At 28.6% G+C, this 24,883-nt stretch carries 22 protein-coding genes; 21 read left to right on the forward strand and 1 reads right to left on the reverse strand.

The genetic code is table 11. The features are described from left to right. Window positions 1–100: 100 nt before the first annotated feature. The gene (locus tag IC175_RS10430) at window positions 101–1,309 is read left to right on the forward strand and encodes a uracil-xanthine permease family protein (RefSeq protein ID WP_227432465.1); all 1,209 of its coding nucleotides are present in this window, start codon (window positions 101–103) and stop codon (window positions 1,307–1,309) included. Between the two features lie 292 nt (window positions 1,310–1,601). Further along, window positions 1,602–3,260: an ABC-F type ribosomal protection protein CplR gene (cplR, locus tag IC175_RS10435; protein ID WP_227824208.1), complete on the forward strand. Its 1,659-nt coding sequence runs from the start codon at window positions 1,602–1,604 to the stop codon at window positions 3,258–3,260. A gap of 189 nt (window positions 3,261–3,449) precedes the next feature. On the opposite strand, the gene IC175_RS10440 is transcribed toward cplR, so the two are convergent. Next, complete coding sequence (locus IC175_RS10440; protein WP_227432466.1) at window positions 3,450–5,225, reverse strand: NFACT family protein; 1,776 nt, start codon at window positions 5,223–5,225, stop codon at window positions 3,450–3,452. A 310-nt stretch (window positions 5,226–5,535) separates the two neighbouring features. On the opposite strand from IC175_RS10440, the gene ltaE reads away from it, so the two are divergent. The 19 genes from ltaE to IC175_RS10535 all read left to right on the forward strand — a co-directional run bounded on the left by ltaE (window position 5,536) and on the right by IC175_RS10535 (window position 24,763). Beyond that, window positions 5,536–6,570, forward strand: coding sequence for a low-specificity L-threonine aldolase (gene ltaE, locus IC175_RS10445; protein ID WP_227830781.1), 1,035 nt, complete (start codon window positions 5,536–5,538; stop codon window positions 6,568–6,570). 287 nt (window positions 6,571–6,857) lie between these two features. Continuing rightward, the gene (gene dapF / locus IC175_RS10450) at window positions 6,858–7,688 is read left to right on the forward strand and encodes a diaminopimelate epimerase (RefSeq protein ID WP_227482881.1); all 831 of its coding nucleotides are present in this window, start codon (window positions 6,858–6,860) and stop codon (window positions 7,686–7,688) included. A gap of 3 nt (window positions 7,689–7,691) precedes the next feature. Beyond that, window positions 7,692–8,573 carry a YicC/YloC family endoribonuclease gene (locus IC175_RS10455; RefSeq protein WP_227482880.1) on the forward strand — a complete coding sequence of 294 codons (882 nt, stop codon included), beginning with the start codon at window positions 7,692–7,694 and terminating at the stop codon, window positions 8,571–8,573. 29 nt (window positions 8,574–8,602) lie between these two features. Then, the gene (gmk, locus tag IC175_RS10460) at window positions 8,603–9,220 is read left to right on the forward strand and encodes a guanylate kinase (protein ID WP_227432470.1); all 618 of its coding nucleotides are present in this window, start codon (window positions 8,603–8,605) and stop codon (window positions 9,218–9,220) included. Window positions 9,221–9,222: 2 nt separating this feature from the next. Beyond that, a complete protein-coding gene (rpoZ, locus tag IC175_RS10465) occupies window positions 9,223–9,489 on the forward strand; it encodes a DNA-directed RNA polymerase subunit omega (RefSeq protein ID WP_227432471.1) in 267 nt (88 codons plus the stop codon). 4 nt (window positions 9,490–9,493) lie between these two features. Beyond that, window positions 9,494–10,693: a bifunctional phosphopantothenoylcysteine decarboxylase/phosphopantothenate--cysteine ligase CoaBC gene (coaBC, locus tag IC175_RS10470; protein WP_227851495.1), complete on the forward strand. Its 1,200-nt coding sequence runs from the start codon at window positions 9,494–9,496 to the stop codon at window positions 10,691–10,693. A gap of 280 nt (window positions 10,694–10,973) precedes the next feature. Next, window positions 10,974–13,463, forward strand: a complete 2,490-nt coding sequence (priA, locus tag IC175_RS10475) for a primosomal protein N' (RefSeq protein ID WP_227835306.1) — start codon at window positions 10,974–10,976, stop codon at window positions 13,461–13,463. A gap of 17 nt (window positions 13,464–13,480) precedes the next feature. Further along, window positions 13,481–13,921: a peptide deformylase gene (gene def, locus IC175_RS10480; protein WP_227432474.1), complete on the forward strand. Its 441-nt coding sequence runs from the start codon at window positions 13,481–13,483 to the stop codon at window positions 13,919–13,921. A 14-nt stretch (window positions 13,922–13,935) separates the two neighbouring features. Continuing rightward, window positions 13,936–14,865 (forward strand): methionyl-tRNA formyltransferase, encoded by a 930-nt coding sequence (fmt, locus tag IC175_RS10485; protein ID WP_227432475.1) that lies wholly within the window; start codon window positions 13,936–13,938, stop codon window positions 14,863–14,865. A gap of 9 nt (window positions 14,866–14,874) precedes the next feature. After that, window positions 14,875–15,627, forward strand: a complete 753-nt coding sequence (locus tag IC175_RS10490) for a DUF116 domain-containing protein (protein WP_227432476.1) — start codon at window positions 14,875–14,877, stop codon at window positions 15,625–15,627. 69 nt (window positions 15,628–15,696) lie between these two features. Then, a complete protein-coding gene (locus tag IC175_RS10495; protein ID WP_227851496.1) occupies window positions 15,697–16,398 on the forward strand; it encodes a zinc metallopeptidase in 702 nt (233 codons plus the stop codon). 61 nt (window positions 16,399–16,459) lie between these two features. Continuing rightward, a complete protein-coding gene (gene rsmB, locus IC175_RS10500; protein ID WP_227432478.1) occupies window positions 16,460–17,785 on the forward strand; it encodes a 16S rRNA (cytosine(967)-C(5))-methyltransferase RsmB in 1,326 nt (441 codons plus the stop codon). A gap of 8 nt (window positions 17,786–17,793) precedes the next feature. Beyond that, entirely contained in the window at window positions 17,794–18,825 is a 1,032-nt protein-coding gene (gene rlmN / locus IC175_RS10505) for a 23S rRNA (adenine(2503)-C(2))-methyltransferase RlmN (protein ID WP_227432479.1), read from the forward strand. Between the two features lie 19 nt (window positions 18,826–18,844). Beyond that, window positions 18,845–19,597 (forward strand): Stp1/IreP family PP2C-type Ser/Thr phosphatase, encoded by a 753-nt coding sequence (locus IC175_RS10510; protein ID WP_227432480.1) that lies wholly within the window; start codon window positions 18,845–18,847, stop codon window positions 19,595–19,597. Between the two features lie 16 nt (window positions 19,598–19,613). Beyond that, window positions 19,614–21,605 (forward strand): Stk1 family PASTA domain-containing Ser/Thr kinase, encoded by a 1,992-nt coding sequence (pknB, locus tag IC175_RS10515; protein ID WP_227851497.1) that lies wholly within the window; start codon window positions 19,614–19,616, stop codon window positions 21,603–21,605. A gap of 107 nt (window positions 21,606–21,712) precedes the next feature. Beyond that, window positions 21,713–22,456, forward strand: coding sequence for an elongation factor P 5-aminopentanone reductase (ymfI, locus tag IC175_RS10520; protein ID WP_227432482.1), 744 nt, complete (start codon window positions 21,713–21,715; stop codon window positions 22,454–22,456). A 96-nt stretch (window positions 22,457–22,552) separates the two neighbouring features. Further along, on the forward strand, window positions 22,553–23,437 hold the full coding sequence (gene rsgA / locus IC175_RS10525) for a ribosome small subunit-dependent GTPase A (protein ID WP_227432483.1): 885 nt from the start codon (window positions 22,553–22,555) through the stop codon (window positions 23,435–23,437). Window positions 23,438–23,441: 4 nt separating this feature from the next. After that, window positions 23,442–24,113: a ribulose-phosphate 3-epimerase gene (gene rpe / locus IC175_RS10530; protein ID WP_227432484.1), complete on the forward strand. Its 672-nt coding sequence runs from the start codon at window positions 23,442–23,444 to the stop codon at window positions 24,111–24,113. A gap of 8 nt (window positions 24,114–24,121) precedes the next feature. Then, window positions 24,122–24,763 (forward strand): thiamine diphosphokinase, encoded by a 642-nt coding sequence (locus IC175_RS10535; RefSeq protein WP_227432485.1) that lies wholly within the window; start codon window positions 24,122–24,124, stop codon window positions 24,761–24,763. Window positions 24,764–24,883 lie beyond the last annotated feature (120 nt).

The following is a 24,883-nucleotide window of genomic DNA, read 5'->3' on the forward strand; positions in this document are numbered from 1 at the left end:
ATATAGAGATTAAAAAATAGAATCTAGGGAATTATAATTAATTAAAAGATATTAATTGAACAAAGGATTTATTCATATATAATAATTTTTGGAGGTTTTTATGAAAAAAACGATAATGTCTTTACAACATTTATTGGCCATGTTTGGAGCGACAGTATTAGTTCCCATTTTAACAGGCTTTAATCCATCAGTTGCAATTTTTTGCGCTGGTGTTGGTACATTGATATTTCATTTTTGTACAGAAGGAAAAGTACCTGCATTTTTAGGTTCAAGTTTTGCTTTTATTCCTGTTATACTAGCAGCTAAAGAAGCTTATGGAGGAGATTTGGCATATGCTCAGGGTGGTATAATAGTAGCAGGATTAATTTATATTATAATGTCAATTATAGTAAAATTAGTTGGGGTGGATAAAATTAAGTTATATTTTCCAGCACAAGTTACAGGAGCTATGATAGCAGTTATAGGTTTGAATTTATTACCAACAGCTTTTAATATGGCTTCAGCTAATTTTATAATAGCTTTTTTGACTTTAGCAATAGCAATTTTGACTAATAAGTTTGGTAGAGGATTTATAAAACAATTAGGTATATTAATAGCTGTTTTTTCTGGATATATAATATGTTTGGTACTAGGATTAGTAGACATAACTACAATTACAGAAGCAAGTTTACTTGCTATACCTGACTTTACAATTCCTAAATTTAGCTTAGGAGCAATTGTGATTATATCTCCAGTTGTTTTAGCTGTATTTATGGAGCATATAGGAGATATGACTACTAATGGTGCTGTTGTAGGAAAAAACTTTATAGAGAATCCAGGATTAAACAGAACATTACTTGGTGATGGATTTGCAACTATAGTAGCAGGATGCTTAGGTGGACCAGCTAACACTACTTATGGGGAAAACACAGCAGTACTGGCGATAACTAAAAACTATGACCCTTCAATACTTAGACGTACAGCAGTATTTGCTATATTGCTTGCATGTGTAGGAAAGTTTGGAGGATTTCTTCAAAGTATACCAGGTTCAGTTATGGGTGGAATCAGTATAATGTTATTTTCAATGATAACTTATGTTGGATTAAAAACTATAAAAGATAGTTCTTGTGTAGAAAGTAAAGTAAATATATTGATAATAGCAGTTATATTATTGATAGGTCTTGGAACAACTTACTTATCTAATAAAGGGATTTCTATAGGAATTCCTATAACAAGTACTGTAAAGATAACTGGTCTTAGTTTGGCTGCGATTGTAGGTATTGTACTAAATAGAATATTGAATAATCAAGATTTTAAAGTTGAAAAATAATAATTAATTAAGTATATATTATTTTAAATTATCAATTTTTTATAGACATTGGCAATCAATGTTGATATAATGATTAAAAATAAATAAAAGAAAGGGTAAGGTAACTGGGAAGATGAGAATATAATCTATTTTTTATAATTTAAAGTATTGTAAATTTTGAAAAGCCTATATTGGTGGCTTTATTTATAATGCTTAAATTAAGGAGAGTAGATTATAGTCTATACGTTTAGTTATTGTGCCTATTTATGTAAATCTCTCCTTATATTTAAGTATACCAGGGAGGGATTTTTTTATGATGTTAATAAAAGTAGAAAATTTAAAAAAATATTATGCTGATAAATTAATTTTGGATATAGATAAACTTGAAATATTAGAGAATGAGAGAATAGGTTTAGTGGGTTCAAATGGTCAGGGAAAAACAACTTTATTAAAAGCAATATTGGGTGAAATAGAAATTGATGAAGGTTGTGTTTATCTTACAGATAGCTATTCATATATAAGTCAGAGTGAAAATAATATTGAAAAATGTAATGATAGTAAAGAAAAAAGTCTATTAAATGCGCCAGATAAATTTGAAGATTATTTATCTGGAGGAGAAAAAGTTAAGCTAAAGATAGCAGATGCACTGAATAATAAGAAAAATATAATAATAGCAGATGAACCAACTTCAAATTTAGATAAAAAGAGTATAGATATTTTGGAAAATATGTTTAAGAGACATAAAGGAGCATTATTATTAATATCTCATGACAGACGTTTTTTAGATGAATTATGTACAACTATATTGGAATTGGAAGGTGGCAAATTAAAAGTTTATAAAGGTAATTACACTGATTATTTAGAACAAAAGGATGCGGATACAAAAAGATCTGACTTTGAATATCATGAATATATAAATGAAAAAAAAAGATTGGAGAAAGCTCTTTTAGGCAAAAAAGCTTTAAGTGATGGTATAAGGAAGACTCCAAAACGAATGGGGAATTCAGAAGCTAGACTCCATAAAATGGGTGGTCAAACAAATAAGAAAAAAATAGATTCAAGTGTAAAAGCATTAAAAAGTAGAATTGAGAAATTGGAAGTAAAGGATAAGCCTAAAGTTTGTACAAATATGAATATTAAAATACAGGATGGTATGGAAATAATCAGCAAAAACTTAGTGGAATTAAAGGATTTAAGTTTAAATGTGGGAAAAAAGCTTTTACTAGATAATATTTCTTTCAAGGTAAAAAGAGGTAAGAAAATAGCTTTATTAGGCGATAATGGATGTGGAAAAAGTACTCTGATAAAAGAAATACTTAGTAATAAAAATGATTGTATAAGGATAAATAACAAAGTAAAGATAGGTTATTTTGACCAAAATCAAGATTTGTTAGATGAGGAAAAGAGTATTTTGTACAATATCAAAGCAAATAGTTCATTTGCTGAGTCTTTTATAAGAATAAATTTAAATTTATTTGGATTTAAAGGTGATACTGTTTATAAAAAAGTTAAAGTTCTTAGTGGGGGTGAAAAAGTAAAGATAGCTTTATGCAAAATAATACTAGAAGATAATAATTTTTTAGTTCTTGATGAGCCAACTAATTACTTGGATATAAAATCTATGGAAGCATTGGAAAAAGCATTGATAAATACTGATAAAACTATGCTTATAGTATCTCATGATAGAGTATTTATATCTCATATTTGTGACTATTTTTTAGAAATAAAAGATAAGAATATAAAGGAGTTTGATTGTAACTATAGTGATTATATCATTAGTAGAAATAAAAAAACTTCTAGTAGAGAAAGTAAAGTTAAACAAGAAAATCTTTTAGTATTAGAAAATAGACTTACAAACATTATATCTATGCTGTCAATAGAAAAAGATAATGCAAAAAAAGAGTGTTATGAATTAGAATATAATGAGCTATTAGAAAAAATTAGACGTATAAAAAATAATGTTCAAAATTAAACTAATCGTTGTTTTTTTATAAAAATAGAAATTAATCAATTTAAATATAAGTATTGATTATTAAAAAACTAAAAATAAACAAATTTAAAAGTGGCATTCTTGTACAATAAGAATGCCACTACTTTTAGTTAATATGATAAATATATTATTATTTACCAGTCAGAAATTTTTATATCTATGAGATATATTTTATTCGGATTTAATTTTAAGCTTAGCTACCATTTCTTCTTCAGGAGTAACATAAATAGTACTATTAGTTTCATAGATAACCATGCCAGGTTTAGAACCACTAGGTTTCTTTACATTTTTTTTCTTTGTGTAGTCCACAGGTACTTGAGAAGAAATCTTTGATTTGCTAAAGAATGCAGCTAACATAGCTCCTTCAAATATAGTATTATCAGTAATTTCTTTACCAGCACATTTTATTATTACATGAGAACCTGGAATATTTTTTGTATGCATCCATAAGTCATCATTATCAGCAAGTCTTAATGTAAGATAATCATTTTGTTTGTTATTTTTTCCAACCAAGATTTTAAATCCATCAGAAGAAATAAATTCATGAGGTTTTGTAGAAGGAATAGTGTCTTTTTTACTACTTTTCTTTTGGGCTTTGATATATCCAACTTTACCAAGTTCTTCTTTTATATCTTGTAATTCAGCCAAATTTTCACAGTTTTCAATACTCAAAATTATGTTTTCTAAGTAATCTATTTCTTCTTTGTTTAATGAAATTTGGTGAGATATTTCAACTTTGGCATGTTTCATTTTAGTATACTTTTTAAAATATTTTTGAGCGTTTTCAGATGGAGTCAAATTTTTATTTAATTCTATTGTTACATTTTTACACTCTTCATCATAGAAGTTGGCAACATCAACACTTTCCATCCCTTTTTCTACCATATATATATAAGATGTAATTAGTTCACCCTTTACTTTATAAATATCTGCATTTTCAGACTCTAATAATTCTTCTTCTTGTTTTCTAAGTTTGTTATAAAGTCTATCCAGTTTAACAGATATGCTTTTCTTTAAGTCAGATGAACGTTGATTGATTCTATCTTTAATATCTTTAGTTCTGTAGAAATCCTCTAGTATATTAGAGATGCTTTCTTTATTGATATATGATAAATCATTAAACAATGTAAGATTGACACAACTGAAATCAACGACTTTATCTAATTTTTTATCTATAACAATACAAGGTGAAAACTTATTAGAATTTATATCATTAAATAAACTACAAAATTCTTTGTATAAAGAATCAAACTGTTGACTAGATATATCTTTGCTAATAGCGTTTTGATTTACATCTGCTCTATAACAAATTTCTTTGGCGATAGTAGGGCTTATACCTAAAAATTTAGAATATATAGACTTAAAAATAGGTCCATCAAATTCATTTAGATTGTTAATAAACGAATCTTTAGATATATTATCAAGAGGGTTAAGTTTATCTTGCTTTGGTGGCAATGAGTAACTATGTCCAGGTAAAACCTGACGAACTCTACTTATACTAAAAGGCACTCTTTTTATAGAATCTATAATTTTATCATCTTCATTATGAGTTACTATTATATTACTATGTCTTCCCATAATTTCAATTATAATATTTTTGATTGTCTTTTCTTTTAATTCATCTAAAGATTCAACACTGATTTTTATTATTCTTTCAAAACCAATTTGAGAAATTTCTATAATATTTCCACCTTGTATATATTTTCGAAGCAACATACAAAACATAGGCGCCTTTAGCGGATTTTCTTTTTTATAATTGCTTGTTAAATAAACCCTAGGATTTGAAGCACTTGCACTTAAAACCAATCTAAAATTTTCTTTGTTGTTTCTTATATTAAAAATTACTTCATCATCTTCAGGTTGATGAATCTTATCTATTTTTCCACCTGTAAGCTTTGATGATAATTCATCTACTATTGAATGTATAACTAATCCATCTAATGCCATGTATAGCACCCCTTTCTTTGACCAAAATAAGTCAGTAAATTAATTATACACATAATATATGCTCTATGACTAGGGGGAATTTAAACAACATGGATTAATGTGTAAATTTTATAATTATTTATACTTACAGGATATACTCACAAGAGAATAGGAAGTATATTTTTAAATTAATAATTTAAATTTGCTTAAATATAAAACAAATGTAGTATAATTAGTGTGTAAAGAATAACTTATAAAAGTATATAAACTTTACAAAGCTAAATAAATATTAAAGCTGTATAGTATATGAATATGAAAGAAGGTTGAAAAAATGAAATTTATTGATTTAAGAAGTGATACTGTTACTATGCCTACTGATGAAATGAGAGAAGCCATGGCAAAGGCTCCTGTTGGAGATTCAATCTTTAGAGATGACCCTACTGTAAATAAACTTGAAGAATTAGCAGCAGCTAAAGTTGGAAAAGAAGATGCTATTTTCCTTCCAAGTGGAACTTTTGGAAATCAGTTAGCTTTGTTTACTCACTGCCTAAGAGGTCAAGAAATCATTATTGGTAAAGGGTATCATATTGTGACTCATGAAGTTGGAGCACCTGCTGTAATAGCTGGAGTTCAACTTAGAACTATAGATGAAGATGAAAGTGGAGCTCTTAATCCTGAGCTTGTTGAGAAGGCAATTAGGAGAGATGATATACATGAACCACAAACAGGTCTTATATGTGTAGAAAATGCATATTCAGGTGGAACTGTTGTAAGCCTTGACAATTTAAAAGAAATTAAAAAAATAGCTGAAAAACACAATTTACCAGTGCATTTAGATGGAGCGAGATTATTCAATGCAGCATTAACTTTAGGTGTAGAAGCTAAAGAAATTGCACAATGTTGTGACAGTGTTATGTTCTGTGTATCAAAAGGTTTAGCTGCACCAATGGGTTCTATTCTTGCTGGAAGTAAAGAATTTATAGCAAAAGCTAGAAGAAAGCAAAAAGTTATGGGTGGAGGCATGAGACAAGTTGGTATAGTTGCAGCAGCTGGTATAATTGCCATTGAAAAAATGACACTGAGATTAAATGAGGACCATGATAATGCAAAATATTTAGCTTGTGAGTTGGATAAAATTGAAGGAATTGAAGTAAATAACACTAGTCCAGACCTGAGTATGGTATTCTTTAAAATGAGTGAAGATGTAATAAGAGAAGATGTTTTAATAAAAGAGTTTTTTGAAAGAAATATAAAAATCAATAAAATGGAAAATGGGGAGTATAGATTTGTAACTCATGTAGATATTACTAGAGAAGATTTAGATTATGTTTTAAAAACACTTAAAGAATTAATAGGTGTATGCTAATTAGGTATGTTCAAAAAACTAAATAGAAGATGCTAAATATTTTATTTAAAAAATTCATATACAGTTTAAATAAACTATACATAAAATTCATATAGAAATATTATTATATAAATATAGAAAGAACTAGCTTAAAAACATAATATAATTACCCTAATTGTAATGGCAACTCTCCCTCACATCCTCAAATTATAGTTGTCATTACAAAACTTTTCCCATAAATTATAAGTTTATGGGAATTTTTTTATGTTATAATAGTTTAAGTGTTAATTTACAAAGGAGCGATACTTATGAAATTTTGGAAACTACATGGAATAGGCAATGATTTTATTGCAATAGATGGAAGATTTGACCAAATAGATTCATCAAATTATACTGTTTTAGCAAAAAAAGTATGCCATAGAAGATTTTCTGTAGGTGCGGATGGGTTACTAGTTGTAAAAAATTCAGAAATTGCAGATGTAGAAATGGTGTATTATAATTCTGATGGTTCAAGAGCAGCTATGTGTGGAAATGGACTTAGATGTTTTTGTAAGTTTGTTTATGATAATGGCATAGTTAAAAAAGAAAACTTTACAGTAGATACACTAGATGGTGTAAAAAATATAAAAATAAACACTATAAATGGAGAAATAAATACTATAAAAGTTAATATGGGAAAAGGAAGTTTTTTAGCTAAAGATGTTCCTGTGTTAACTGACGAAGAACGTTTTGTACAAGAAAATATAAAAGTTTTAGATAAAGAGTTTAAGATTACATCTATGTTGATGGGGGTTCCTCACACTGTGGTTATAGTGGATGAATTAAATGTAGATGAAGTTTGTAAATATGGAAAAGAGATTGAAAATAATAAAATATTTCCGAAAAAAACGAATGTAAATTTTGTAAAAGTAGAAGATAAGTATAATATACATGTCTATACTTGGGAAAGAGGTTGTGGATATACTTTAGGATGTGGAACAGGTATGACTGCATCAGCAATAGTATGTAATTTACTTGATATGGTAGAAAATAGTGTAAATGTGACTTCTCAAGGTGGAACAGTACGAATAGATATAGGAGAGTTTTCTTATATGACAGGTCCAGCAGTAAAAATATGTGAAGGTGTTTTGGAGGTTTAGGTAATGGCTATAAGTATGACTGGTTTCGGAAGAGGAGAATACAAAGACGACAACTATTATTTTTTAGTAGAATGTAAAACAATAAATCATAAATATTCAGATATAAATATACGTCTTCCAAGAAAAATTTCATTTTTAGAGGATAAAGTTAGAAATTTAGTAAAAAACTATGTAAAAAGAGGAAGAGTTGATTTATACATAAAATTTGACTTATTAGGTAAAGAAGATGTAAACTTAAATTTTGATGAAGGATTAGCATCTCAATATATAGATATCTTAAAGGAAATAAAAGACAAATTTGATATTATAGATGATATTAGTGTTATGAATGTTGCAAGATTTCCTGATATTATAAAAATAGAAGAAAAAGATGAAGATGAAGATTTACTATGGTCGATGTTAAATCAAGCTGTAGAAGATGCAATGATAAAACTAAGAGAAATGAGAAGTGAAGAAGGTAAAAAATTAGCTGAAGATATTACCATGAGATGTGACTTATTAAAAAATCATATAGAAGAAATTGAAAAATATTCAAGTAGTGTTGTAGAAGACTATAGAGAAAAACTAAATTCAAGAATAAGTGAAATGCTAGAAGACCCAAGTATAATAGATGAAAATAGGTTAGCACAAGAAGTTGCAATATATGCAGATAAAAGTAGTATAACAGAAGAGATAGTTAGGTTTAAAAGTCATATTGGTCAGCTTAAAAAAACTATATTTAAAGACGATTCTATAGGTAGAAAAATTGATTTCTTAATACAGGAGATGAACAGAGAAACTAATACAATAGGTTCAAAATCATCTGATATAAATATAACTAATTTAGTAGTAGAAGTGAAAAGTGAGTTAGAAAAAATAAGAGAACAAATACAAAACATAGAGTAAGAATACAATATTAGAAGGGGAATATTTAAATGTTTACAAAAAAAGGATTATTGCTAGTTGTATCAGGTCCATCAGGTGCAGGAAAAGGTACTATTTGCAAAGAATTACTTAGAGAGAATGATACAATAAAACTTTCTGTATCAGCTACTACAAGAAAACCAAGAGCAGGAGAAGTTGATGGAGTAAATTATTTCTTCATAAGTAAAGAAAAGTTTGAAGATATGATAGGAAAAGGTGAGTTTTTGGAGTATGCTCAAATTTATGATAATTTTTATGGAACTCCAAAAGCAGCAATAATGGAATGTTTAGAAAAAGGACAGGATGTGCTACTAGAAATTGAAATGCAAGGAGCAAAACAAATAAAAGAGGTTTGTCCAGAAGGAGTATTTATATTTGTATTACCTCCATCACTTGAAGAGTTAAAAAATAGAATTGTTGGAAGAGGTACAGAGACAGAAGAAGAAATAGAAAAGAGATTTAGTTGTGCATATGAAGAAATAAAAATGATTAAGGATTATGATTATTTTATATTTAATGAAGATGTGAAAACATCTGCTAAAGAAATAGAAGGTATAATATCATCTGAAAAGAATAAAGTTAGCAGATATAAAAATATTATAATAGAGAAATTTAAGGAGGAATTATAATTATGTTAAAACCATCTATCAATGAGGTACTAGAAAAAATAGACAACAGATATTACTTAGTAGGGACTGTTTCAAAGAGAGCAAGAAAGTTAATTGATGGAGACGAACCATATGTTCCAAACAAAGCTAAGGAAAAACCTGTATGTGTAGCTACTAAGGAAGTTGCAAGTGGAAAAATAACATATAGATTATTGACAGAAGAAGAAATAGAGATAGAAGAAGCTAGACACTACGCTGAGCAACATCAACAAATTTCAGAAGAGGAGTAAGGTCATGCTAAAAAATAAGACTGTTGTAATTGGCATAAGCGGCGGAATAGCTGCATACAAGGCTTGTGATGTTGTAAGTAAATTAAAAAAATTAAATGCAAATATCCATGTTATAATGACAAAATCAGCAACAGAATTTGTTAGACCACTTACACTTCAATCACTAAGTCAAAATTATGTAGTAGAAGATATGTTTGAAGAACCAAAATCTTGGGAAGTTGAACATATATCATTAGCAAAAAAGGCAGATTTGTTTCTAATAGTACCAGCAACTGCAAATGTTATAGGAAAAATTGCAAATGGTATAGCTGATGATATGCTAACAACTACTGTTATGGCAACAAAAGCACAAGTTTTAATAGCACCAGCTATGAATACTAATATGTATGAAAATCCAATTGTCCAAAAAAATATAAAAACTTTAGAGGAATTTGGATATAAATTTATAGAACCAGAAAGTGGAAGACTTGCATGTGGAGATATTGGAGCAGGAAAACTAGCTAAACCAGATTTAATAGTAGAGGCAGTTTTAGCCAATCTTACGAAAGAGCAAGATTTGAAAGGTCAAAGTATAATAGTTACAGCTGGACCAACTGTAGAAAGTATAGACCCAGTAAGATATTTAACTAATAGGTCTTCTGGTAAAATGGGATATTCTATAGCTAAAGAGGCTATATCTAGAGGTGCTGATGTAACATTAATATCAGGTCCTACAAATCTCTCTATTCCACAAAACCTTAAAAAATTTGTACAAATAGAATCAGCACAAGATTTGTATGAGGCAGTAGTATCAAATTTAAAAGAAAATAAAATAGTAATTCAAAGTGCAGCAGTTGCAGATTATAAGCCAAAAACTTATTCTGACAAAAAAATTAAAAAGAATAATGATGATTTATCAATAGAATTAAGTAGGAATTATGACATTGCTTATGAAATAGGAAAAATAAAGGAAGATAGGATATTAGTTGGATTTGCTGCTGAAACTAATGACTTAATAGAACATGCCAAAGGAAAAATTGAAAAGAAAAATTTAGATTTTATTGTGGCAAATGATTTAACTAAAGAGGGAGCTGGCTTTAGAACTGATACTAATATTGTAAAAATAATAGATACAGAAGGAAATATTACTGAGTACCCTAAAATGAAAAAGGAAGAAGTAGCTAATGTTATATTAAATAAGATTAAAGTGTTACTTGAGAAATAAGAACTTTTTTAAATATGATATTTGTGTATTTTATCACAGCTAAAGTGGCTGAAAGCTGCAATTTACTTTTAGCGAGTAAAAACTCGCAAATGTCAGTTAAATTGTGGTTTTCAGCATTTATTTTGCTGTAAAGTATAAAATATGATTAATAGTTAATTATTAAGATATATCTAATATTAGTAATAACTTGAAACTTTTTAGATATGCTGAGATTTTTTTGATATATTATGAAATGTGTTAAAATATGAGCAGTAGATTAATTTTAAGTAGGAGTTTTACAATGAAAAAATATGCAAAGGTAATAGTTAGAAGCAATACTATATACACAGACAATTTATTTACATATCAAATTCCTGTATTTTTAGAGGAAGTTATAAGTGTTGGGCATAGAATATTAGTGCCATTTGGAAGAGGTAATAAACCAACAGAAGCCTTTGTATTTCAACTTACAAATAATTTAGATGAAAAAATAAAGACTAAAGAAATCATAGATATATTAGATGAAAATCCAATATTTAGAGAAGAAGATTTAGAGTTGGTTTACTGGATGAAAAATAGATATTTGTGTACTTATATAGAGTGTATAAATTTGATATATCCAAAAGGATATAAACTAAATAATTACAAAGTAGTTTTACTAGGTGAAAAGCTAAATGGATTAAGTGAGACTGAATTATATGAAAAGATATCAAAGCTGAGTGATAAAAATAGAGAGATAGTAGAAAAAGTAGTTGGTAGTAAAGGAAAAATTAAGGTTGATAAGTTAAAATATATAGCGAATCTAAATAATTATCTATATACAATGAATAAAAATGGAATTATAAAATTATGTTGGGAATACAAAAATCATAAAAATGAGAAGAAAGTATGCTATGTATCTTTGAGTTTAGAAAATAATAAAATTGATGATTATATAGAACAAAATAAAATAAGCATAGGAAGCAAGCAAAAAGAGATATTAAATTTTCTTAAAAATAATGAAAATGTAGAGATAAATGATTTATTGGATTTATTAAATGCTTCAAAGCAGAGTATAAACTCTTTGAGTAAGAAAGAGTTAATAACTTTAGAATTTAAAGATTATTATAGAGAGCCAAAAAGTATTTACAAATCTATATCAAAAAGTATAAAATTAAACAATGAGCAACAACAAGCGGTTGATGAGATAAATTCAAGTATGTTTATAGATGATAAAAAGCCATATTTAATTCATGGTATAACTGGAAGTGGAAAGACTGAAGTTTATATGGAAATAATAGAATTTGCATTAAGCCAAGGTTTAGATAGTATATTTTTGGTTCCTGAGATAGCATTAACTCCCCAAACGATAGATAGATTAAAGAGTAGGTTTGGCGATTTAGTTGGAGTGTTTCACAGTAAACTATCTGAAGGAGAAAAACACGACGTTTATAAAGCTGTTAAAGCTGGCAAGATAAGAGTTTTAATTGGTGCTAGGTCAGCACTATTTGCTCCTTTTAATTCTTTAGGATTGATAATAATTGATGAATTTCATGAGTCATCATATAAGTCTGAAAAAAATCCTAAGTTTAACGCTATAGAAGTAGCTAGATTTATGGCATTAAAAAATAATCTAACTCTTATTTTAGGTTCAGCGACACCTTCAATTGAAGAGTATTATAGAGCAAAAACTGGTGAATATAAACTTATAAATATAAAAAATAGAGCAAACAATAAACCACTTCCAAATATTGAAGTTGTAGATATGAAAGATGAATTAGATATAGGTAATAGAAGTATATTTAGTTTAAAACTTCAAAGAGAAATAAGTTGTGCGATTGAAGAAAATAGTCAGGTAATACTATTTTTAAATAGAAGAGGTTATGCAAATTTTGTATCATGTAGAAAGTGTGGCTATGTGTTTCAATGTGAAAATTGCGATATATCTTTGACATATCATAAAAAAAGTAATATTGGAAGATGTCATTATTGTGGATATGAAAGAGAAATTCCAAAAGAATGCCCAGAATGTGGAAGTAATTATGTTAAGCCATTTGGAGTAGGAACTCAAAAAATTGAGGAAGAGTTAAAATGTATTTTTCCAAATATAAAAACTTTGAGAATGGATAAAGATACAACATCAAAAAAGGGTTCATTAGAGGAAATACTAAATAAGTTCAAAGATAAAGAAGCAGATGTATTGATAGGAACTCAGATGTTAAGTAAAGGATTGGATTTTGATAATGTAACTTTAGTAGGTATTTTGTCAGCAGACATGATACTAAATTTTCCTGATTTTAAAAGTTTTGAAACAACCTTTCAGTTGATAACTCAAGTTTCTGGAAGGGCAGGAAGAGCAGACAAAGAAGGTAAAGTAGTACTTCAAACATATGATACTGAGCATTATGCTATTAAGCATGCCATAGAGTATAATTATGAAGGTTTTTATGAAGATGAGATAAAGATAAGAAAGGCATTTGGATATTCTCCTTTTAATAACATGTTAAGCGTAGTTGTTAGTGGTGAAGATGAAAGATTAGTTATAAAAAATATAAAAAATATGCATGCATCTTTGATTTATTTATTAGAAAAAAGGGGTATAAACGACTTAGGGTTTATATTAGGACCCAATCCATGCTCAATATCAAAAATAAATCAAAATTATAGATGGCAAATACTCTTTAAAGATGAAAATATTGAAATTAATCTCTTAAAGGGTATAATAAAATATATATGTATAACAAAACGAGATTTGATATTTAATAAGAATATTAATGTATCTATAGATATTAATCCAAATAGTGTATTATAAATTTAGGAGGAAGTGTAATGGCTTTAAGACAAATAGTTCAAATAGGAGAACCAGTACTAAGAAAGAAATCAAAAAAAGTTGAAAAAATTGATGCAAAAATAATACAATTGTTAGACGATATGGCAGAAACTATGTATGATGCAGATGGTGTTGGACTAGCTGCACCTCAAGTTGGAATTTTAAAAAGAGTTGTAGTAATTGATATTGGAGAAGAACTTATAGAACTTATAAACCCAGAAATAATAGAAACATCTGGAGAACAAATAGATGATGAAGGTTGTTTAAGTGTTGTTGGAGAATCTGGAGAGGTTAAAAGACCAAACTATGTAAAAGTTAGAGCTTTAAATAGAAATGGAGAAACAATAGAGCTAGAAGGGGAAGAACTTTTAGCTAGAGCGTTTTGTCATGAAATAGACCATCTAGAGGGAATACTGTTTGTTGATAAAATAGAAAAATAGTAGGGGTTGATTTGATGAAAATAGTATTTATGGGAACTCCTGATATAGCAGTTCCTTGTTTACAAAAAATAATAGATGAAAAGTATGAAATACTAGGAGTTGTAACTCAGCCAGATAAACCAAAAGGAAGAGGTAAAAAACTTGGCATGAGTCCAGTAAAAGAACTTGCAATTGAAAATAATATACCTGTATATCAACCAATTAAAGCTAGAGACAAAGATTTTATAGATACAATGAAATCTTTAAAGCCAGATGTAATGGTAGTTGTAGCTTTTGGGCAAATACTTCCAAAAGAAATATTAGAAATTCCTAAGTTTGGATGTATAAATGTCCATGTTTCTTTACTTCCAAAATATAGAGGTGCGGCGCCTATAAATTGGGTAATAATCAATGGCGAAGAAAAAACTGGTGTTACAACTATGTATATGGATGAAGGGTTAGACACTGGAGATATGATATTAAAGACAGAAGTAAATCTTGATGAAAATATAACAGCAGGAGAACTTCATGATAAAATGATGAATATAGGAGCAGAAACTTTAAAAGAAACATTAAAGTTGATAGAAGCAGGAACTGCTCCAAGAGAAGTACAAAATCATGAGGAATTTTCTTATGCACCAATAATGAATAAATCACTAGGTAATATAGACTTTTCAAAAAATGCTAAGGAAATACACAATCTAGTTAGAGGTGTAAATCCATGGCCAAGTGCTTATACTACTTATAATGGTGTAACGATGAAAATCTGGAAAACTAAAGTATTAGAGGAAGAAAGTAACAAAGAAGCAGGTACAATAATTGAGGTAAATAAAGATGGCATAAAAGTAAGTACTAAAGATAAGGTACTTTTAATTGAAGAAATTCAGATGCCAAATAAAAAGAGAATGCTAGTTGGAGAATATATAAAAGGTAATACTATAGAAATTGGTGTAGTATTGAGTTAGGTGAAAAGTATGACAGATATAAAAAAGTATTTAACAAGTGTTGGTATCTTAGTCTTAATATTAGGGATTTTAATGGGGGTTGCAAACTTTTTTATAATTAGTTTGACTCAAATATTTTCCTTAGGAATAAATGCTGTAGTAATATCACTAATACTTATAATACTATGCTCAACAATAGTTACGTATAGAGTAATTAAAGGAAAAAATGTTAACTCAAATATAATGAAAATAAATTTTAAAATTGTTAGTGTATTATTTCCCATTATATCTTTTATTGCATCATCATTTGGTATGTCAAAAAGTGAAATTAGAAGAATATATATAAAATTAAATAATGAATATATATACAGTAATAAATATAATTTTAATCCAGAGGATATAATAATTTTAATACCTCATTGTATTCAAGAGAATAGTTGCAAACTAAAAGTTACTAATGATATAGATAATTGTAAAAAATGTGGAAAATGCAATATAGGAGAATTAGCTGAGCTAAATAAAAGTGTTAAAGTAAAAGTATTTGTAGCTACAGGAGGGACTCTAGCTAGAAAAATTATAATTGACAATAAACCTAAAGCTGTTATAGCTGTTGCATGTGAGAGAGATTTAACATCTGGAATACAAGATATAAAAAAAATTCCTGTTTTAGGAGTATTTAATAAAAGACCTAATGGACCTTGTATAAATACTAATGTAGACATAGTAGATATTGAAAAAGCTATAAGCTTTTTAACAGGAAAAGAGATATTAGCTTGTAATTAAACTGTTTTTAAGTTATGTGAATATTAAAGAGGATGTATAATAAAAATATATTTTAGGAGAGTGTTATTTATGTACCCTGTATATGGCGGCTTTTGGGGATTTGACCCAACGATGATTATATTAATTCCAGCTATATTATTCACTGCATATGCTCAATTTAAAGTGGGCTCAACAACAAATAAGTATTTAAGAGTAAATACACGTAGAGGATATACTGGAGAACAGACAGCAAGAAGAGTACTTGATTCAAATGGTTTGTATGATGTAAGGATAGAAATGGTTAGAGGTCATTTAAGTGACCACTATGACCCAAGAAGAAAAACTGTAAGATTATCAGAAGATGTATATTATGGAACATCAATAACTTCTGTTGCAGTAGCTGCACATGAATGTGGTCATGCAATGCAACATGCTAAAGGTTATGCACCTCTTCAAATAAGAAGTAGTTTGGTGCCAGTAGTAAACTTTGCTTCAAGTATTTCTTGGTTTTTAATATTTCTAGGATTTATTATGGCTGGGCCATTTCTAAAAATTGGGATACTATTGTTTTCAGCTTCAGTACTATTCCAAATAATAACATTGCCTGTAGAATTTAATGCTTCTAGTAGAGCAATTGTTCAACTTGGAAATCTAGGTATTATAGATGAGGGTGAGGTAAGACAAAGTAGAAAAGTGCTTTCAGCAGCAGCTTTAACATATGTTGCAGCAGCACTAGTTTCAATACTTCAATTACTTAGATTGTTACTAATAGCTCAAAGAAGAGATGACTAAAAATAAAGTGGGTTGTTTAGAAACAACCCTTTTTTATGTTTAATAAAAGGGAGAAATTTATATGGATGCAAGAGAAATTGGATTTAAAGTATTATGTGATATAGAGAAAAATAATAACTATTCAAATATTGCAATAAATAAGCATTTTAAAAACTTAGAAATAAGTGATATGGATAGAGGACTTGCAACAGAGTTAATCTATGGAGTAGTAGAAAATAAATATTACTTAGATTATATAATTAATAAACTTTCAAAAATAAAAGTAAAAAAAATGTCAACTTATGTTAAAATCTTTTTAAGAATGGGAACATATCAAATTTTATTTTTAAATAGTATATCAGATTATGCAGCAGTTAATGAAACTGTTAAGTTATCTAAAAAATATGATAAAAAATCTTCTGGTTTTATAAATGCTATTCTTAGAAATGAAATAAGAAATAAAGATACTATAATGGACATAACTGAGGAAGATAGTGTAAAATACTTATCTATAAAGTATTCTTATAACTCTTGGATTATAAAAAATTGGATAGAAAATTTTGGACAAGAATTTACTGAAGATTTATTAGAAGCAAACAATGAAAAACCTAGTATTTATATAAGAACAAATACACTTAAAATTAGCAGAGAAGAGCTTATTGAAAAATTAAATGAAAAGGGTATTATGTGTTTGAAAGTCCCTATGGTGGAAGAAGCTATAAAAGTCGAAAAATTAAAAAATATAGAAAATAATGAGTTATTTAAGGCTGGTTTATTTACAATTCAAGATATAAGTTCTATGATAGTAGGGAAAGTAATTAATCCAAAGGAAGATTCATTGATTTTGGATGTATGTAGTGCTCCTGGTGGAAAATCTACTCACTTAGCCACTTTAATGAATAATACAGGTCAAGTAATAGCTAGAGATATTTTTGAGCATAAACTAAAGCTTATAAAAGCTACTGTAAATAGACTTGGTCTAAAAAATGTATGTGTAGAAGGATTTGATGCTTCTGAAATTGATGAAAATAGCATAAATAAATTTGATTATGTTTTAGCAGATGTTCCTTGTTCTGGTCTTGGTATAATAAGACGTAAACCAGAAATTAAATATAAGAAAGAAGAAGAGTTGGAAGATATTACTTCTATACAAAAGAAAATATTAGAAAATGCATCAAAGTATGTTAAAATTGGAGGAACTTTAGTCTATAGTACATGTACAGTTCAAGATATGGAAAACATAAATATAATTACTTCTTTTATTGAAGAATATAATAATTTTGAATTGACTCCAATTGACACAGTAAACGTAGATTTAGACAATCAAGATAAAGGATATTTAAAAATATATCCTAATATTCATGGTATAGATGGGTTTTTTATAGCAAAATTAAAGAGAATAAGGTAGTGAATAGAATGGAAGAGAAAAAAATAGTATTAAAAAACTTTACTGAAGATGAACTCAAGGAATTTATGAAAACTATAGATGAAAAACCTTTTAGAGGGAGCCAAATATTTTCTTGGATATACAAAGGTGCAAAAACTTTTGATGACATGAATAATATACCAAAAAGTTTGAGAAATAAATTAGAAGAAGTTTCATGTATAGGTCATATAGATATAGAATTAAAGTTAGAATCTAAGGTAGATGGCACAAAAAAATATTTGTTTTTATTAGATGATGGAAATATAATAGAAACTGTGATGATGGATTATGACAGTAGGGTCACTGTTTGTGTTTCTAATCAAGTAGGTTGTAGAATGGGATGTAACTTCTGTGCATCTACAATGGATGGATTGATTAGAAACTTAGAACCATGGGAGATTTTAGACCAAGTTATTAAAATTCAAGAAGATACTGGAAAAAGAGTATCAAATCTTGTCTTAATGGGAAGTGGTGAGCCACTTGACAATTTTGAAAATACAAAACAATTTTTAAAAATAATTAATGAAAAAAATGGTCTTAATATAGGGTATAGACATATAACTCTTTCAACTTGTGGGATAGTGCCTAAAATGTACGAGTTGGCTGATTTGAAAATAGCTATAAATTTGGCTTTATCACTTCATTCACCATATGATGAAGAAAGAAGAAAGATTATGCCTGTAGCAAATGCATATTCTATTAAAGAAATACTAGATGCCTGTAGATATTATATAAAAAAGACAAATAGAAGGGTTACATTTGAATACTCTCTTATAAAGGGTGTAAATGACTCAGAAAATGAAGCAAAGGCATTAGCAAAGCTTTTAAAAGGTATGCTATGCCATGTAAATTTAATACCAATAAATAAGGTTGAAGAAAGAGAATATGAAAAGCCAGACAAGGCATTTATTTATAAGTTTAGAGATAGTTTAGAGAAAAATAATATACCTGCTACAGTTAGAATGTCTATGGGTTCTGATATTAGTGGAGCTTGTGGCCAATTGAGAAGAAAATACAAGTAATATGTAAGGAGGAAGTCGTATGGTTTATAGTTGTGCCTCCCATATAGGAAAAGTAAGAAAAAACAATGAAGACTATTGTGAGGGAGAAGTTATAGATACAGAACATGGTCCAATAGGAATATTTGCCATAGCTGATGGAATGGGTGGACATAAAAAGGGGGAAGTCGCCAGTAAGTTAGCAGTAGAAAATATAATTGATTTTCTAAAAGAAAACTTATTACAGCATGATAATGTAAAAATAGACTATATAGATGATATACTAAAACAGGCTTATAATAATGTAAACTCAATTGTGCACAAGAAATCTATGGAAGATATAGCATTTGAAGGAATGGGAACTACATTAGTTACAGCTATAGTGTATAATAATGTCTTATATGTGGCAAATGTTGGAGATAGCAGATGTTATTTGTTAACAGATGAAAAATTTGATAAAATAACTATAGACCATTCTGTGGTTGAAGAACTTATGATGGCTCATGTTATTACAGAAGAAGAAGCGAGAAGACATCCACAGAGAAATAGAATAACTAGAGCAATTGGAACAGATGATATGGTTGTTGTAGATATTTTTAAGAAGGAAATCAAAAAAAGTGATATAATACTTCTTGCAACAGATGGATTAACTGGGTTTATTTATGACGAAGATATAAGAAGTTTAATATTAGATTACGAATATGAGAGAATTAGTGATATAAGTGATGAATTGATAAGCATGGCCAATGATGTTTCTGGTAAAGATAATGTTTCGGTGATAGTAATAAAAGTATAATTAGGACGGTGATATTGTGGGAGATACAATTTTAGGAAATCGATATGAAATCATCAGGAAGATTGGTGATGGAGGAATGGCCTTTGTATATGAGGCTAAAGACAGATTATTAAACAGGACTGTTGCACTTAAAGTACTCAGACCTGAATTTGTAGATGACGATGAATTTTTAACAAAATTTAAAAGAGAAGCAGAAGCAGTAGCAAGCCTTTCACATCCAAATATAGTAAATGTATATGATGTTGGGGAAGATGGAAAAGTTCACTACATTGTAATGGAATTTGTAGATGGAAAAAATTTGAAGGAAATTATACAGGATGAAGGGATATTAGACGAATATACCGCACTGGATATAACAAAACAAATAGCTATGGCACTTAGTGCTGCACATAAAAAGGGGATTATACATAGAGATATAAAACCTCATAATATTCTCATATCCAATGAAGGAAGAGTAGTAAAAGTAGCTGATTTTGGTATAGCCAAAGCTGTCTCAAATTCAACTATGACTAATATTGGTAGTATAATAGGCTCAGTACACTATTTTTCACCAGAGCAAGCTAAAGGAAAGTTTGTAACTAATAATGCAGATTTGTATTCTTTAGGTATAGTTTTATATGAAATGCTGATAGGAAAAGTACCATTTAGAGGAGATAGCCCAATTTCTATAGCACTTCAACATATCAATGATGATATAGATTTTACATCAGAAGAGAAAGTTAGGATTCCTCAAAGTGTAAGAACTACAATAAAAAAGCTTACAGAAAAATCTAGTGCAGATAGATACCAAACTGCTGAAGAGTTAATAGAAGATATAGATTATATAGAAAAAAATATTGACTTAGATTTTATAAAGGAATACGATGATTTTGCAACGAAGAAAATTGATGAAAAAGAGATTAATAAAGCTGTAAATCCAGTACTTACAAAGCCAGTTCCGGAAAAAGTAGTTAAACCTATAGAAGTTGCTGATTTAGATGAAGATTATTATGATGATTTTTATGAAGAAGACGATGAAGATGAGGAAGAGATAATGAGAGCTAAAAAGAATCAAAAGCCTAAGAATACTCAAAGTAAGAGGGCTAAGAAAAAGAAGAAAAAACAAGAAAGTCCTAAAGCTAGAAAAAGACTAAAAGTAGTCGCGGCAGTTTTGATAGTAATCTTATGTGCACAAGTATTCTTAGCATATAAATTTTTATTTGCTGGAGGATTTGGTAGTAAAGATTTAACTGTTCCTAATCTTGTGAATATGACATTAGAGGAAGCACAGAGTGCAGTTGAAAAAGAAGGATTGTCCTTAAGTGTAAAAAGTGAAGAGTATAGCAGTGAGGTAGATAAAAATTGTATAATATCGCAGACACCTGAAGGTGGAAGTACAAATATTAAAAAAGGTGACACCATAAATGTCGTTGTAAGTAAAGGTGCAAACGAAGCTTCAGTTCCCAATGTAGTAGGTATTACTTTAACTAATGCAAAAAAAATTATAGAGGAAAATAAATTGAAAGTTGGAACTGTCAAGTATGAGTATAGTTCAGTATATAAAGAAGGTACAGTTTTAAGTCAGAGCCCTAGTTCTGGTTCATCAAGTGTTCAAGAAGGTGATGAAATAGACCTATATGTTAGCAAAGGCTCAGAGAAATCAAATACGCCAACACCAACAACACCAAATAAGACTCCAACAACACCAGATGAGAATGATACAACAACACCTGGTTCAAACTCAGGAAATAGTGGAGGAAGCTCAGGAGGTTCAAACTCAGGAAATAGTGGAGGAAGTTCAGGAGGTTCAAACTCAGGAACTAACGGAGGAAATTCAGGAAATAGTGGAGGAAACTCTGGAAATAGTGGAGATAATTCAGGAAATAGTGGAGGAAACTCTGGAAATAATGGAGATAATTCAGGAGACTCAAACTCAGGAAATAGTGGAGATAACTCAGGAGGTTCAAACTCAGGAAATAGTGGAGAAACTCCAGCAGGAACTGGTGGAAATATTGGTAAATCAGAATAAATAGTAGCTAAAAATAAAAAGCTGTCCTTTTATAGAAATTATTTTCTTTAAAGGGGCAGTTTGTTTTGTATAAAATATTAGGTTAATTATAAGGGAGATAAATATTTATGAATAAAAACAATAAAACAGTTTTGGTAACAGGAGGCTCTAGAGGAATTGGAAGAGCAATATCTAAAATATTTGCAAAAGATGGGTATAATGTATTAATAAACTTTAATAAATCAGAAAATGAGGCTAAAGAATTATACACTGTATTAAACGAAAAGGGTTTTTCTGTAAAATTATTTAAAGCTAATATTTCAAATAGAGAAGAAGTCGAAAATATGATAGATTATTGTATAAAGGAGTTTGGAGGATTAGATGTACTTATAAATAATGCTGGTATAAGCCAAGATAAGTTATTTACAGATATAACTGATGAAGATTGGGATAATATGATGAATATTAACTTGAAAGGAAGTTTTTATTGTTCACAAATTGCTTTAAAATACATGATATCAGAAAAAAAAGGAAACATAATTAATATATCTTCAATTTGGGGTATATCAGGTGCTTCTTGTGAAGTACATTATTCTGTATCAAAAGCAGGTATAATAGGAATGACAAAGGCATTAGCTAAAGAAGTTGCTCCATCAAATATTCGAGTAAATAGCATAGCACCAGGAGTTATTAATACAGATATGTTATCTGAATATAATGAAGATGAGATAGATGTTCTTGTAGAGGAAACTCCTTTAATGAGATTAGGAACACCAGAAGATATAGCAAATTGTGCTATTTTTTTAGCATCTGATAAATCAAGTTTTATTACTGGTCAGGTAATTAGCCCAAACGGAGGATTTGTTATTTAAAAAAAATGTGGTATTATATAAAAATAGGAAAGAATAACACTATATACTACTCATAAACAGTATAGGTTTATATAATTTTATAAAGGGAGGTATTTGATGCTAGAAGGAAAAATTATAAAAGGGATTAGTGGATTTTATTATGTAGATACAGAAAAAGGTCTTTATGAATGTAAGGCTAGAGGTATATTTAGAAAGCAAAAAGTAACACCTTTAGTTGGTGACAGAGTTAAAATAAGTGTTGTTGATGAAGATGAAAAAAAGGGAATTGTGGAAGAAATAGATAGTAGAGACACAGAACTTATAAGACCACCTATAGCAAATGTAGATAAGGCACTAATAGTATTTGCAATAAAAAATCCTAAACCAAACTTATCTCTTTTAGATAGATTTATAGTTTTGGCAGAAAAAGAAAATTTAGAAACTGTAATAATCCTTACAAAAGCAGATTTAGATGATGATAACATATTAGAGCATGTTAAAAAGATATACGAGCTTAGTGGATATAAGGTTATTCCTGTAAGTAATGTCACTAAGTTAAATATAGATAAAGTAAAAGATGAATTAAAAGAAAATGTAGTAGTATTTGCAGGACCGTCTGGAGTTGGAAAATCGAGTTTATTAAATGAAATAGATGAAAATTTTCAACTGCAAACAGGTGTAGTAAGTGATAAAATAAAAAGAGGAAAACATACCACTCGTCATGCTGAACTTTTAAAGTTGGAGTTTGGTGGAATGGTTGCAGATACACCAGGTTTTAGTTCACTTGCACTTGAAGACATAGAAGAAGTTGAACTTAAAGATTATTTTATAGAATTTGATAAATTTAATGATTGTAAGTTTGGTTCAAAATGTATTCATGAAAATGAACCTAATTGTGCTATAAAAGAAGCTGTTGCAAATGGAGAAATATCTAAAGAAAGATATGATAGTTATATACAGCTACTAAATGAAATAAGACAAAATAACAGTAGGAGGTATTAGAAACATGATTAAATTAGCACCATCAATATTATCAGCAGATTTTGCAAAATTATTAGAGGATGTAAGAAAAGTGGAAAGTGCAGGATGTGAATATCTTCATATCGATGTAATGGATGGACATTTTGTACCAAATATCACACTAGGACCACTTGTAGTTAAAAGTTTAAAAAAAGAGAATATAAATATGGTATTTGATGCTCATCTAATGATAGAGAATCCAGACCAATATATTGAAGAGTTCGTAAAAGCAGGATGTGATATAATAACTGTTCATCAGGAAGCTTGTACACATCTACATAGAACTATACAAAATATAAAATCACATGGAATAAAGGCAGGTGTAGTGCTTAATCCAGCAACACCAATAGATACTATTAAACATGTACTATCTGATTTAGATATGGTGCTTTTAATGTCTGTTAATCCTGGATTTGGAGGACAATCATTCATACCTTGTGTGTTAGATAAAATTAAAGAATTAAAAACACTTATAGATAGTAAAGGATTAAATATTGATATAGAAGTTGATGGTGGTATAAGTCCTAAAAATGTGGCTGAAGTTGTGCAAGCAGGAGCTAACGTAATAGTAGCAGGCTCTGCAATATTTGGAAGTGATGACATTCAAGAAACAGTTAATTTATTTAGAAAGAATGCTTCTCTTGAAGAATTAGTTTAGACTTAGGTATGAAAATCTGTATTGTTTTAAATGGTGAAATTGAAGATTATAAAATTACAAGAGATATTATACTTAAAGAATGTTATGACTGCATAATATGTGCAGATGGAGGAGCAAATCACACCTACAAAATGGATATAATACCAGATTATATCTTGGGAGATTTAGATTCAGTAGAAGAAGACAAGATAAATTTCTATAGAAATCAAGGTGTTAAATTTGAAAAATTTCCATCTAAAAAGGATGAAACTGATACAGAACTATGTCTTTTTTTAGCTAAAACTCTTAAAGCTAACCATATTGATTTTTTTGGTGCTTTAGGTGGGAGAATTGACCATACCCTTGCAAATATAAAGCTATTATATTATTTAAAAGAAGATGGCATATATTCTAGGATACTCTCAGATAAAGAAGAGATGTATATAGTTGAAAATGAAGAATTTACCTTGTTTGGAAACAAAGGAGATACTATTTCTGTAATAGCTGTAAAAGGAGATGCTAAAGGAGTAACACTTACTGGCTTGGAATATCCTTTGGATGATTATTATATGAAGTATTCAGTACCTATTGGAATATCCAATGTTATGTTAGGGAATTCTTGTAAAATTAAAGTAGAGCAGGGATGTGTACTTGTAATTAGAAATTTATAAAAATGGACTTTAATAATTGATTTTATATTACAGAGCAGATACAATCAAGTAAAATATATTTATAATTGTATCTGCTTTTTAATATATAATTATAAATAAATAATAATTTTTGACGCAAGG

Origin of the sequence: Clostridioides sp. ES-S-0123-01 (assembly GCF_020658415.1) — a bacterium.
Classification (GTDB): Bacteria; Bacillota; Clostridia; order Peptostreptococcales; family Peptostreptococcaceae; genus Clostridioides.